Origin of the sequence: Amycolatopsis sp. NBC_00355 (genome assembly GCF_036104975.1) — a bacterium.
Taxonomy (GTDB): domain Bacteria; phylum Actinomycetota; class Actinomycetes; order Mycobacteriales; family Pseudonocardiaceae; genus Amycolatopsis.
On sequence record NZ_CP107982.1, the window covers coordinates 7,105,304 to 7,117,274 of the forward strand.

The 11,971-nt window shown below is 68.9% G+C and carries 11 protein-coding genes; 5 read left to right on the forward strand and 6 right to left on the reverse strand.

Annotated elements, in window-relative coordinates; translation table 11 throughout:
* The first annotated feature begins 503 nt into the window (after positions 1-503).
* From OHS18_RS32395 to OHS18_RS32405, 3 genes are all read left to right on the forward strand, one after another.
* Entirely contained in the window at positions 504-2,132 is a 1,629-nt protein-coding gene (locus OHS18_RS32395) for a glycosyl hydrolase family 18 protein (RefSeq protein ID WP_328613424.1), read from the forward strand.
* Positions 2,129-3,481, forward strand: a complete 1,353-nt coding sequence (locus tag OHS18_RS32400; protein WP_328613425.1) for a cellulose binding domain-containing protein — start codon at positions 2,129-2,131, stop codon at positions 3,479-3,481. The genes OHS18_RS32395 and OHS18_RS32400 overlap by 4 nt, the downstream gene beginning before the upstream one ends.
* A 115-nt stretch (positions 3,482-3,596) precedes the next feature.
* Positions 3,597-3,980: a VOC family protein gene (locus OHS18_RS32405; protein WP_328446202.1), complete on the forward strand. Its 384-nt coding sequence runs from the start codon at positions 3,597-3,599 to the stop codon at positions 3,978-3,980.
* Here OHS18_RS32405 and OHS18_RS32410 read toward each other — a convergent pair.
* Positions 3,967-5,307 (reverse strand): aspartate aminotransferase family protein, encoded by a 1,341-nt coding sequence (locus OHS18_RS32410; RefSeq protein WP_328446200.1) that lies wholly within the window; start codon positions 5,305-5,307, stop codon positions 3,967-3,969. The two genes, OHS18_RS32405 and OHS18_RS32410, sit on opposite strands and share 14 nt — an antisense overlap.
* An 87-nt stretch (positions 5,308-5,394) precedes the next feature.
* Between OHS18_RS32410 and OHS18_RS32415 the strand changes: the two genes are divergently transcribed.
* Both OHS18_RS32415 and hypF read left to right on the forward strand, forming a co-directional pair.
* Positions 5,395-6,312 (forward strand): LysR family transcriptional regulator, encoded by a 918-nt coding sequence (locus OHS18_RS32415; protein WP_328613426.1) that lies wholly within the window; start codon positions 5,395-5,397, stop codon positions 6,310-6,312.
* Positions 6,313-6,316: 4 nt separating this feature from the next.
* Positions 6,317-8,467 (forward strand): carbamoyltransferase HypF, encoded by a 2,151-nt coding sequence (gene hypF, locus OHS18_RS32420; protein WP_328613427.1) that lies wholly within the window; start codon positions 6,317-6,319, stop codon positions 8,465-8,467.
* On the opposite strand, the gene hypB is transcribed toward hypF, so the two are convergent.
* The 5 genes from hypB to OHS18_RS32445 are packed head-to-tail and all read right to left on the reverse strand — an operon-like array spanning position 8,424 to position 11,971.
* Complete coding sequence (gene hypB, locus OHS18_RS32425) at positions 8,424-9,119, reverse strand: hydrogenase nickel incorporation protein HypB (protein ID WP_328613428.1); 696 nt, start codon at positions 9,117-9,119, stop codon at positions 8,424-8,426. The two genes, hypF and hypB, sit on opposite strands and share 44 nt — an antisense overlap.
* 1 nt (position 9,120) lies before the next feature.
* On the reverse strand, positions 9,121-9,450 hold the full coding sequence (locus tag OHS18_RS32430) for a hydrogenase maturation nickel metallochaperone HypA/HybF (RefSeq protein ID WP_328446186.1): 330 nt from the start codon (positions 9,448-9,450) through the stop codon (positions 9,121-9,123).
* Complete coding sequence (hypE, locus tag OHS18_RS32435; protein WP_328618616.1) at positions 9,451-10,527, reverse strand: hydrogenase expression/formation protein HypE; 1,077 nt, start codon at positions 10,525-10,527, stop codon at positions 9,451-9,453.
* A 25-nt stretch (positions 10,528-10,552) separates the two neighbouring features.
* Entirely contained in the window at positions 10,553-11,689 is a 1,137-nt protein-coding gene (gene hypD / locus OHS18_RS32440; RefSeq protein WP_328613429.1) for a hydrogenase formation protein HypD, read from the reverse strand.
* Positions 11,690-11,698: 9 nt separating this feature from the next.
* The gene (locus OHS18_RS32445) at positions 11,699-11,971 is read right to left on the reverse strand and encodes a HypC/HybG/HupF family hydrogenase formation chaperone (protein WP_323329030.1); all 273 of its coding nucleotides are present in this window, start codon (positions 11,969-11,971) and stop codon (positions 11,699-11,701) included.

Consider the following 11,971-nt stretch of genomic DNA (forward strand, 5'->3'; position numbering starts at 1 on the left):
TCTTTTGTGTTTCCGGGTTGCCGCATCAGGCCCGCTGGACTTCGTAAACGGCGCAGGGAAAGCCTTCCGGGGTGAGCGAGGCCCCCCGCTGCGAGGTTCTCCCGGAATGCGTCGAAGCCACCGTGAAACTCCCACCGCCGAGTGCTCTCGTCCGGTGCGTCCGGAGGTGCGGCACGTGATCGGCCCCCCGAAGCGCGGATAGCGCTCGGCGTAGTTCTTGAGGCCCGAGGCGAGGGACGGCGTCGAGCCCCTGCGGCTCGTGGTGACTTCCGGGAATCGACCGCGTTGCGTAACTGGACTGGACCAGTGAACCCGCAACGCCGATCACAGGTTTAAGCCGTTCAGCCGCCCTTCGGCACTCTCCGTACTCGTGCTTCCATAATTGGTCTGGACCACGTACCGTCTTCGCAAACGGCGCAAAAACACCACCTGGTCCCCGTCGGTGGTGTTCGTGAACGCCGTACCCGGAACGTCGCACAAAGCACCTGCGTCAAGGGAGACGAATGTCCAGAAAGAGATGGCACCTCCTCGGTCTGTTCACCGCGGTCGGCGCGATCACCGTCGGTCTGATCACCGTGCCGGCCAGCGCCGCCGGAGGCGTCAGCGCCGGCTTCACCAAGGGCTCCGACTGGGGCACCGGTTATGAAGGCAAGTACACGATCAGCAACGGCTCCGGCTCGACGCTGGCCGCGTGGACGGTCGAGTTCGACCTCCCGTCCGGCGCGAAGGTCGCCTCCCTCTGGGACGGCAGCTACACCGCGGCCGGCCAGCACGTCACCGTCAAGAACACCTGGAACGGCAACGTCGGCAACGGCTCCACCGCCAGCTTCGGCTTCAACGTCAGCTACTCGGGCACCTACTCGGCCCCGGCGAACTGCAAGCTGAACGGCGGCTCCTGCGACGCCGGCGGTGGCACCCCGACCACCACGCCGACGACCCCGACCCAGCCGACCACCACGCCGACCACCCCGACCACGCCCCCGACGACGACCACCACCACGCCGCCCCCGCCCGGTGGGCAGAAGAACGTCGGCTACTTCGTGCAGTGGGGCGTCTACGGGCGCAACTACCACGTCAAGAACATCGAGACGTCGGGCTCGGCCAGCAAGCTGACCCACATCAACTACGCGTTCGGCAACGTCAAGAACGGCCAGTGCACGGCCAACGACGACCCGTACGCCGACTACCAGAAGACCTACGACGCCTCGACCAGCGTCGACGGTGTCGCCGACACCTGGGACCAGCCGGTCGCCGGCAACTTCAACCAGCTGCGCAAGCTGAAGAAGCTGCACCCCGGGCTCAAGGTGATCTGGTCGTTCGGCGGCTGGACGTACTCCGGTGGCTTCGGCCAGGCCTCGCAGAACGCCGCCGCGTTCGCCCAGTCCTGCTACAACCTGCTGAAGGACCCGCGCTGGGCCGACATCTGGGACGGCATCGACATCGACTGGGAGTACCCCAACTCGTGCGGCCTGAGCTGTGACACCAGCGGTGCCGCGGCCTACAAGAACCTGATCTCCGCGCTGCGGTCCAAGTTCGGCTCGTCGTTCCTGGTCACCTCGGCCATCTCGGCCGACGGCACCAACGGTGGCAAGCTCGACGTCGCCGACTACGCCGGTGCGGCGCAGTACCTCGACTGGTTCAACGTCATGACGTACGACTACTTCGGCGCCTTTGCCCCGCAGGGCCCGACCGCCCCGCACTCGCCGCTGACGTCGTACTCGGGCATCCCGACGCCGGGCTTCTACTCCGACGCCGCGATCCAGAAGCTCAAGAGCAAGGGTGTCCCGTCGAGCAAGCTGTTGCTGGGCATCGGGTTCTACGGCCGCGGCTGGACCGGCGTCACGCAGGCCACCCCGGGCGGCACGGCGACCGGCCCCGCGGCGGCGACGTACGAGCCGGGCATCGAGGACTACAAGGTCCTCAAGAACAGCTGCCCGTCGACCGGCACGATCGCCGGCACCGCGTACGCCAAGTGCGGCAGCAACTGGTGGAGCTACGACACCCCGGCGACCATCGGCGGGAAGATGAGCTACACCAAGCAGCAGGGCCTCGGCGGCGCGTTCTTCTGGGAGCTGTCCGGCGACACCACCAACGGTGAGCTGATCACCGCCATGAAGAACGGCCTGTCGTGACACGCCGGTGGTTGCCGGCGCTCGGGCTGGCGGCCGCGGCCGCCACGGTCGGCGCGATGTTCGTGATCGCGCCGGCGAGCGCGGCCGGTGGCGTGAGCGCGACCTTCGCGAAGGGCTCCGACTGGGGCACCGGGTACGAGGGCAAGTACACGATCGCCAACGGCTCGGGCTCGGTGTTGCCGACCTGGACGGTGGAGTTCGACCTGCCGAGCGGCGCGAAGATCGGCTCGCTGTGGGACGGCAGCTACACGGCGTCCGGCCAGCACGTCACGGTGAAGAACACGTGGAACGGCAACGTCGGCAACGGCGGTAGCGCGAGCTTCGGCTTCAACGTGACGTACTCGGGTTCGTACGCCGCGCCGGCGAACTGCAAGCTCAACGGCGGGTCGTGTGCGGCCGGGGGGACACCTCCCACCACGACCACACCGCCGCCTACGACGACGCCCCCGCCGACCACCACGCCGCCGAACCAGCCCGGTGGCCGCGGCGCGCCGTACCTCTACATGGGCTGGGGCAGCCCGCCGAACCCGCAGACGGTGATGAACGCGACCGGGGTCAAGTGGTTCACCATGGCGTTCGTCAACGCCTCCGGTGGCTGCAACCCGGCGTGGGACAGCAGCCGTCCGCTGAGCGGCAGCGCGGACGCGACCGCGATCGCGCAGATCAAGGCGGCCGGTGGTCAGGTCGTGCCGTCGTTCGGTGGCTGGAGCGGCAACAAGCTCGGCCCGAACTGCTCGACGCCCGCCGCGCTGGCCGGCGCGTACCAGCAGGTCATCAACGCGTACGGCCTCAAGGCGATCGACATCGACATCGAGAACTCCGACGAGTTCGAGAACGAGACCGTGCAGGACCGCATCCTGAACGCGCTGAAGATCGTGAAGCAGAACAACCCGGGGATCCAGACGATCCTGACCTTCGGCACCTCGACGACCGGCCCGAACTACTACGGCAACCGGCTCATCGACCAGTCGAAGGCGCTGGGCGCCGGGGTGGACGTCTACACGATCATGCCGTTCGACTTCGGCGGCGGTGCGAACATGTACCAGAGCACGGTGAACGCGGCGAACGGCTTGCGGGACAAGCTGAAGTCGACGTTCGGGTGGAACGACGCAACGGCGTACAACCACCTCGGCATCTCGGGCATGAACGGCCTGTCCGACCAGCAGGAGCTGACCGATCTCCCGACGTGGACCCAGATCACCAACTGGGCCAAGACGAACAAGATCGGCCGCCTGGCGTTCTGGTCGGTCAACCGCGACCGCGGCTGCCCGGGCGGCGGCGTGGTGTCCGACTGCAGTGGCATCGCCCAGAGCGACTGGGACTTCACCAGGGTGACGGCGGGTTTCTGACGCTGTCGTGAACAGAGGCCTCCTTGCCGGCTCCCCGGGCCGGCAAGGAGGCCTTTCTCATCGGACGCCGAATACCGGGCGGATCCTGTCCGGTATTGGTCCTAACGTCGTCGGCATGACCACACAGATCGCCTCCCTCCGGATCATCACCGACGACGTCGCGCGGCTCGCCGGCTTCTACGAGCACGTCACCGGCCTGACCGCGACCTGGGCCACGCCGGACTTCGCCGAGATCTCGACGCCGGCGTTCACCCTGGCCATCGGCAGCACGCGCACGGTCGGCATCTTCGCCCCGGGCTCAGCCCGGCCGGCCGACAACCACAGCGCGATCATCGAGTTCCTGGTGGACGACGTCGACGCCGAGTACGCGCGGCTCAAGCAGGGCGAGATCGAGTTCGTCAACGAGCCCACGACGATGCCGTGGGGCAACCGGTCGCTGCTGATCCGCGACCCGGACGGCACGCTCGTCAACCTCTTCAGGCCGGTCAAAGCGTCTTGACGGCGTCTCCGATCGCCTCGTCGAGGATGGCCAGGCCGAGGGAGATCTCCTCTTCGGACGCCGTCAGCGGTGGGGCGATCCGGAACACCCCGCCCATCCCCGGCAGCTGCACGATGTTCATGTGCAGCCCCAGCTCCAGGCAGCGGCTGGTGACGCGCGCGCCCAGTTCGTCCGAGCTGCGCTTGGTTTCGCGGTCCAGCACCAGTTCCAGGCCGGCCAGCAGGCCGCGGCCGCGGATGTCGCCGACCACCTCGTGCCGGTGGGCGATGCGCTCGAGGCCGTGGCGGAGCAGGCCGCCCAGCTGCAGGGCGCGCTCGTCGAGGCGGTCGCGGGTCAGGACGTCGAGCACCGTGTTGCCGACCGCGGCCGGGAGCGGGTCCGCGACGTGCGTGGTGAAGAACAGGAAACCGCGGTCGTGCGCTTTCTGCTCGATCTCGGCGCTCGTGAGCACCGCGGCCAGCGGCAGGCCGGCGCCGAGCGTCTTGGAGAGCGTGAGGATGTCCGGGACGACGCCGTCGCGCTCGAAGGCGTACCAGTTGCCGGTGCGGCAGAGGCCGGTCTGGGCTTCGTCCACGATCAGCAGCATGCCGCGTTCCCGGCACTTCTCCTGCAGCGCGGCGAAGTAGCCGGGTGGGGGCTCGATGATGCCGCCGGAGCTGAGGATCGGCTCGACGATGCAGGCGGCCAGGCTGCCGACCGACTGCGCGTCGATCATCTCGAACCCGAAGTCGAGCTGGCGCCGCCAGTCCAGGTTGCCGTCGGCGTCGGTGAAGTCCGGCCGGTAGCGATTGGGTGCCGGGATGGCGAAGTTGCCGGGTGCGGCCGGGCCGTAGCCGCGGCGGCCGGCGCTGTAGGTCGCGCTCGCCGCGGCCTGCGTCATGCCGTGCCACGACCGGGCGAACGAGACGATCTCGTGCTTGCCGGTGACGAGCTTGGCCATCCGGATGGCCGCCTCGTTGGACTCGGCCCCGGTGGTCAGCAGCAGGGCCTTCTCCAGCGGCGCCGGGAGCGTCTCGGCGAGGCGGCGCGCCAGGTCGACGACCGGGCGGCTCAGCATGCCGCTGAAGAGGTGGTCGAGTTTCCCGACCTGCCGCCGGAGCGTCTCGACGATCTCCGGGTGCGAGTGCCCGAGGATCGCGCTCATCTGGCCGGAGGTGAAGTCGAGGATCCGGCGGCCGTCTTCGGTGAAGACGAAGCTGCCTTCGGCGTGGTCGATGATCTCGTGGGTGAACGCGCCGCCGTAGCGCACCAGGTGCTTGTCGGCGTCGGCCCAGAAGGCGTCGGCGGAGGTGGTCCCAGAAGTGGTTACGGAAGTCGGAGCAGCCATGTCTTCGACGGTAAGTCCGGTCCGAGCGTCACGTCCATCTCACAATTCCGGCTGTCCTGTTCGGTTGATCCGAACAACAATGGATGGATGCTGAACCCGTGGCGCTTGCGGCTGCTGAGCCGGCTCGACACCCTGGGCACGGTCCGCGCGGTCGCCCAGGACGCGAACCTGAGCGCGTCGAGCGTGTCGCAGCAGCTGGCCGTGCTCGAGACGGAAACCCGCACCCAGCTGCTGGAACGCACCGGCCGCCGGGTCCGGCTGACGCCCGCGGGCCTGATGCTGGCGCGGCGCGCGCGGGCGATCCTCGACCACATGGACACGGTCGAGGCGGAGCTGCGCGGCCTCGGCGACGAGCCGGTCGGCCTGGTCCGGCTCGGCGCGTTCCAGAGCGCGATCCACACGATGGCCGTGCCGGCCGTCACCCGCTTGGCGGCCGCGTACCCGCACCTCGACGTCGAGCTGCTGGAGCTGGAGCCGCACGCGAGCATCCCGGCCCTGCGCGGCGGTGACGCCGACGTCATCATCACGACGACGGACTTCGTCGAGCTGCCGCTGGGCCCGGACCTCGACATCGTCCAGCTGGCGACCGACCCGATCGTGCTGGTCACGGCGGCCGACGGCCCGCGCGGCCCGGCGGACCTGGCGGCTTACGCGGACGAGCCGTGGGCGCTCGACATCCCGCAGTCGTACATGGCGAACCTGACGCTGCGCCTGTGCCGCGAGTCGGGTTTCGAGCCGCGGGTGGCGTGCCGGTTCGGCAACTACCTGATGACGCTGCAGCACGTCGAGGCCGGGCTGTCGATCGCCCTGCTGCCGGGGCTGGCGGTGGACCGGCGGTACCGGGTGTCGACGCGGGAGCTGACGGCCCCGGTGAACCGGACGATCGCGGCGGTGGTCCGCCGGGGTTCACCGTTGCGCGCGGCGGTGAACGTCGTGCTCGACGCGCTGCGGCAGCCGCCGGACCTCCCGGCCCTGGCCGAATGGGCCGGGCCGGGCGCAGACTGAGCGCGTGCGGGTGGCGGTTCGGGTTTCCGGGGTGGTCCAGGGCGTGGGGTTCCGGCCCTTCGTCCACCGGCTCGCCTCGCGGCTCGACCTGACCGGTTTTGTCGGAAACGACGTCCACGGGGTCTTCGCCGAGGTCGAGGGGGACGCGGTCGCGGCCTTCGTCGAGGCGCTCCGGGCCGAAGCTCCGCCCCTGGCCGTGGTGGAGGAAGTCCGTACCTGGGCGGTGCCGGACACCGGGGTGCCGGGCTTCCGGATCGTCGAGAGCCCGGGCGGCGCGAGGGCCGACACGCTGATCTCCGCCGATTCCGCCACTTGTGACGACTGCCTGCGCGAGCTGTGGGATCCGGGTGATCGGCGGTTCCGGTATCCCTTTGTCAACTGCACCCACTGCGGGCCGCGGTTCACCATCGTCACCGGGGTGCCCTACGACCGGCCCTTCACCACCATGGCCGGGTTCGGGATGTGCTCCGAGTGCGAGCAGGAGTACGAAGACCCCCGGGATCGGCGGTTTCACGCCCAGCCCGTGTGCTGCCCCGCCTGCGGGCCCACCCTGCGGTTCGAACCCGGGGGCGGGGAGCCGATCGGGGCCGCGGCGAGGGCGTTGCGGGAGGGTGCTGTTCTGGCCGTCAAAGGGCTCGGCGGCTACCACCTCGCCGTCGGGGCCCGGCATGAAGAGGCGGCGCGGAACCTGCGCGCGAGGAAGCATCGGGAGGACAAGCCCTTCGCCGTCATGGTCGCCGATCTGGGCCAGGCGAGGGAACTCGCCGAAGTGGACGATGCCGCGGAAACGGCCTTGTGCAGCAGACGGCGGCCCATTGTGTTGCTGCCGAAGAAGGAGGAGCTGGCGGCCGCCGTCGCGCCGGGGAATCGGCGGATCGGGCTCATGCTGCCCTACACCCCGCTGCACCACCTTCTGCTGGAACTGACCGGGCCGATCGTGCTGACCAGCGCCAACGTCTCCGATGAGCCCATCGTCTACCGGGATGACGAACTCGGGCGACTGGGCGACATCGCCGACGCGTTTCTCACCCACGACCGGCCCATCCACATTCGCACGGACGACTCCGTGGTGCGCATAGTGCGGAACCGGGAGCAGCTTCAACGGCGTTCGCGCGGTTACGCGCCCGAGCCCGTGAGCCTGAAACAACCGGCGAAACAGCACGTTCTCGGTTGCGGCGCCGAACTCAAGAACACCTTCTGCCTCGTCAAGGGCCGGCACGCCGTTCTCTCGCACCACATCGGCGACCTCGAGAACTACGAGACCCTCAGGTCCTTCACCGAGGGCATCGAGCACTTCAAGCGCCTCTTCGACGTCGACCCCGTGGTCGTCGCGCACGACCTGCACCCCGAGTACTTGTCCACGAAATACGCCCTCGACCAGGACGCCGAGCTGCTCGGCGTGCAGCACCACCACGCCCACATCGCGTCCTGCCTGGCCGACAACGGGGAAGACGGGCCCGTGCTCGGCGTCGCCTTCGACGGCACCGGCTTCGGGCCCGACGGCACCATCTGGGGCGGGGAGTTCCTGCTCGCGGACCTGACGACCTACCAGCGGCTGAGCCACCTGAACCCGGTGAGAATGCCCGGTGGGGCACAAGCCATCCGGCAACCCTGGCGGATGGCCGCGTCCTATGTGGACGCACTCGGGCGACCGGCGCGGGAAGACGTCGTGAAGCTCATCCGCAGCGGCCTCAACTCACCGTTGACGTCCAGTGCGGGACGACTGTTCGACGCCGCCGCCGCGTTGCTCGGCGTCCGGGAGACCGTCAACTACGAGGGCCAGGCCGCCATCGAGCTGGAGCAGCTGGCCGATCCGGCGGAGAAAACCGCGTACCGGGCGCGTATCGACGACGTCGTTCACGGCGAAGACCTCATCGCCGCCCTGCTGGACGACTCCAGCCCCGAGGCGACGCGAGCCGCGCGGTTCCACAACGGCGTCGCCGACGCCATCGCGCGGACGTGCGACCGGTTCCGCGAGCACAGCACCACCGTCGCGTTGTCCGGTGGCGTGTTCCAGAACGTCTTCCTGCTGGACCGGACCGTGGAGAACCTGGAGAACAGCGGCTTCCGCGTGCTGACCCACCGCAGGGTGCCGGCCAACGACGGCGGGATCAGCTTCGGGCAGGTTGCCGTAGCCAGTCGTACCACTCGGTGAGGCCGTCGCCGCGGGTCGCGCTGACCTGGAGAATCGCCGCCGAAGGGTTCACGCGGCGGGTGTCCCGGGTGAACTCGTCGACGTCGAAATCCACGTACGGCAGCAGGTCGATCTTGTTCAGCAGCACCAGGTCCGTCGCCGCGAACATGTGCGGGTACTTCAGCGGCTTCCCCGGTCCCTCGGTCACCGACAGGATCACCACGCGCGCCGCCTCGCCGAGGTCGAACAGGGCCGGGCAGACCAGGTTGCCGACGTTCTCGATGAACAGCATCGACCCCCGCGCGGGCGACAGCGAGTGCAGCGCCCGGTGCAGCATCGACGCGTCCAGGTGGCAGCCGGCGCCCGTGTTGATCTGGACGACCGGCGCGCCCGTGGCCTTGATGCGCTCGGCGTCCAGCAGCGTCTCCTGATCACCTTCGATCACCGCGCACGGCGTGTCCGAAGAGGAGATGGTGCGCTCCAGCAGCGTCGTCTTTCCGGCGCCCGGCGAACTCATCAGGTTGATCGCAAAGACGCCGGAGGACGCCAAATGCGTGCGGTTGTGGGCCGCCAGGTCGTCGTTCTTCGCCAGGATGTCCTGCTCCAGCAGCACTGTGTGCGTCTGGTCGGTGATCCGGACTTCCGAGTCGGAACAGCCGCAGGTATCGCACATGTCAGACCACCTCTACCGATGTGATGCGCAGTTCGCGCCCGGCCAGCACTTCGACGTTCGCGCTGGTGCACGGGCAGAGCAGGATGAAGTCGTCCAGCGCGAACTCGGCGCCGCAGTCGCGGCAGCGCGCCCGTCCGGACGGCTCGTCGATCTCCAAGCGGGCGCCGTCGAGCGACGTGCCGCTGCACAAGACGTCGAAGCAGAAGCGGACGCTGTCCGGCACCACGCCGGACAGCCTTCCGATCTCCAGTCGCACGCTCGTGACCGTCGCCTCGCCGAGGCGGGCGACGATCGCGTCGACGACCGACTGCGTGATCGACATTTCGTGCATTCAGCAGATCCTCGGCAGCGGGTCCCCGACCAGCAGGTCCACGATCCGGGTGCCGCCGAACGCGGTGTTCAGCAGCACCAGGCCCGGCGGGTCGTCGGCGACCCAGCCGATGATCGCCGCGTCCGCGCCCAGCGGGTGCGAGCGCAACGCCGCCAGCGCGTCCGAAGCCTGGGCGCCGTCGACGACGACCACGATCCGGCCTTCGCAGGCGACGTACAGCGGGTCGATGCCGAGCAGCTCGGACGCGCCGCGGACCTCGGTGCGGACCGGCACGGCCTTCTCGTCGACGACCACCGCGACGTCCGCCGCCTTGGCGATCTCGTTGAGGATCGTCGCGACGCCGCCGCGGGTCGCGTCCCGCATCGCGCGCACACCCGGCACCGCGGCCAGCAGGCCGGCCACCAGGTCGTGCACCGGCGCGGTGTCGGACTCCAGGTCGGCGTCGATGTCGAGCTCGCCGCGGGCCAGCATGATCGTGACGCCGTGGTCGCCGATCGGCCCGGAGACGAGGACGGCGTCTCCGGGCTTCACGGTGGCCACCCCGAGGCCGGTGCGCGTGAGCACGCCGACCCCCGCTGTGTTGATGTAGACGCCGTCGGCCTTCCCGCGCTGCACGACCTTCGTGTCGCCCGTGACGATCTGGACGCCGGCCGCGAGCGCCGCCGCCTTCATCGACTCGACGATCTTCAGCAGGTCCTCGACCGGGAAACCCTCCTCGAGGATGAACCCCGCGGTCAGGTACAGCGGCCGCGCGCCGGAGACGGCGAGGTCGTTCACCGTGCCGTTGATCGCCAGGTCACCGATGTTGCCGCCGGGGAAGAACAGCGGCGAGACGACGTACGAATCGGTCGTCAGGGCGAGGCGGGCGTCGCCGATGGTCAGTGACGCCGCGTCTTCCAGGGGCTCCAGCAGCGGGTTGCGGAACGCGTCGAGGAAGACGGCCTCGATCAGCGTCTGCGTCGCCTTGCCGCCCGCGCCGTGCGACAGCGTGATGCGCTCTTCGCGGACCTTCGCGCGCCGGCGGCGGGCGCGGTCGATCCGGTCGAGCACCTGTTGCTCGCGGTCGGACGTCGTCATCGGCACCGGGATCGTCGAGCGCCGCTCAGACGTGCTCATGCCGGCTCGCCTCCCGCACGCGCGTGCGGCTGAACCGCCCGAAGTTGTAGTACGCCGCGCAGGCGCCTTCGGGCGAGACCATGCACGTCCCGATCGGCGTCTCCGGCGTGCACGCGGTGCCGAACACCTTGCACTCCCACGGTTTCAGCACCCCCTTGAGCACCTCGCCGCACTGGCACGCCTTCGGGTCGGCGACACGCAGGCCGGGGATCTCGAAGATGCGCTCGGCGTCGAAGGACGCGTACTTCTCGCGGACGGCCATCGCCGAGTGCGAGATGAATCCGAGGCCGCGCCACTCGAAGTACGGCCGCAGCTCCATGACCTCGTTGATGGCCTTGAGCGCGACCATGTTCCCGTTCCACGGCACCACGCGCGAGTACTGATTCTCGACTTCGGATCGCTTCTCGGACAGCTGCACCATCAGCATGTAGATCGACTGCAGGATGTCCAGGGGCTCGAACCCGGCGACGACCACGGGTTTGCCGTAGTCGCGCGAGATGAACTCGTACGGCCGGCAGCCGATCACCGTCGAGACGTGCCCCGGGCCGATGAAGCCGTCGAGCCGCAGGTCGGGGGAGTCGAGGATGGCCTTGATCGCCGGGATGATCGTGACGTGGTTGGCGAAGACCGAGAAGTTCTCGATGCCCTCGGCGGCCGCGCGCAGCAGCGTCATCGCGGTGGACGGCGTGGTCGTCTCGAAGCCGATGGCCATGAACACGACCCGCAGGTCCGGGTTCTGGCGGGCGATCTTCAGCGAGTCCAGCGGCGAGTACACCATCCGGATGTTGGTGCCCTCGGCGTTCGAGTCGAAGAAGTTCCCGCCGGAGCCGGGCACGCGCATCATGTCGCCGAACGACGTCATGAGCACGCCGGGCTGCCGCGCGATGTGGATGGCGTCGTCGACGCGGCCCATCGGGATCACGCACACCGGACAGCCGGGCCCGTGCACCAGCGTGACGCTCTCGGGCAGGTAGTCCTCCAGGCCGTGCTTGTAGATGGTGTGCGTGTGCCCGCCGCAGACCTCCATGAACTTGTACTGGCGGCCCGGCTCGCACAGTGACGTGATCTTCGCGGACAGCGCCCGCGCCTTCTCCGCGTCGCGGAACTCGTCGACGAAACGCATGACGACTCCTTATTCGATCTGGGATTCGAGCAGCGCGGCCATTTCGTCCTCGTACGCCTTGCCGATGCTTTCGAGGAAGTCCAGCGCGGCCGCGGCCTCCGCTTCGTCTATTTTGGACAGTGCGAAGCCGACGTGGATGAGGATCCAGTCGCCCGGCTTCGGCGGGTCGTCGTCGAGCAGGCCGATGTTGATGAGCCGCTTGACGCCGCTGACCGAGACTTTCGCGAGGTCCGGTCGATCCTCGCTGATCTCGATGATTTCGCCCGGGATCCCGAGGCACAT

Excerpts from the sequence above, each read along its gene's own strand:
- hypD (WP_328613429.1), bottom strand. The coding sequence starts at position 11,689 with ATGCGTTTCGTCGACGAGTTCCGCGACGCGGAGAAGGCGCGGGCGCTG.
- hypE (WP_328618616.1), bottom strand. The coding sequence starts at position 10,527 with ATGACGACGTCCGACCGCGAGCAACAGGTGCTCGACCGGATCGACCGC.
- OHS18_RS32430 (WP_328446186.1), bottom strand. The coding sequence starts at position 9,450 with ATGCACGAAATGTCGATCACGCAGTCGGTCGTCGACGCGATCGTCGCC.
- OHS18_RS32405 (WP_328446202.1), top strand. The coding sequence starts at position 3,597 with ATGACCACACAGATCGCCTCCCTCCGGATCATCACCGACGACGTCGCG.
- OHS18_RS32395 (WP_328613424.1), top strand. The coding sequence starts at position 504 with ATGTCCAGAAAGAGATGGCACCTCCTCGGTCTGTTCACCGCGGTCGGC.
- hypB (WP_328613428.1), bottom strand. The coding sequence starts at position 9,119 with ATGTGCGATACCTGCGGCTGTTCCGACTCGGAAGTCCGGATCACCGAC.
- OHS18_RS32445 (WP_323329030.1), bottom strand. The coding sequence starts at position 11,971 with ATGTGCCTCGGGATCCCGGGCGAAATCATCGAGATCAGCGAGGATCGA.
- OHS18_RS32415 (WP_328613426.1), top strand. The coding sequence starts at position 5,395 with ATGCTGAACCCGTGGCGCTTGCGGCTGCTGAGCCGGCTCGACACCCTG.
- OHS18_RS32410 (WP_328446200.1), bottom strand. The coding sequence starts at position 5,307 with ATGGCTGCTCCGACTTCCGTAACCACTTCTGGGACCACCTCCGCCGAC.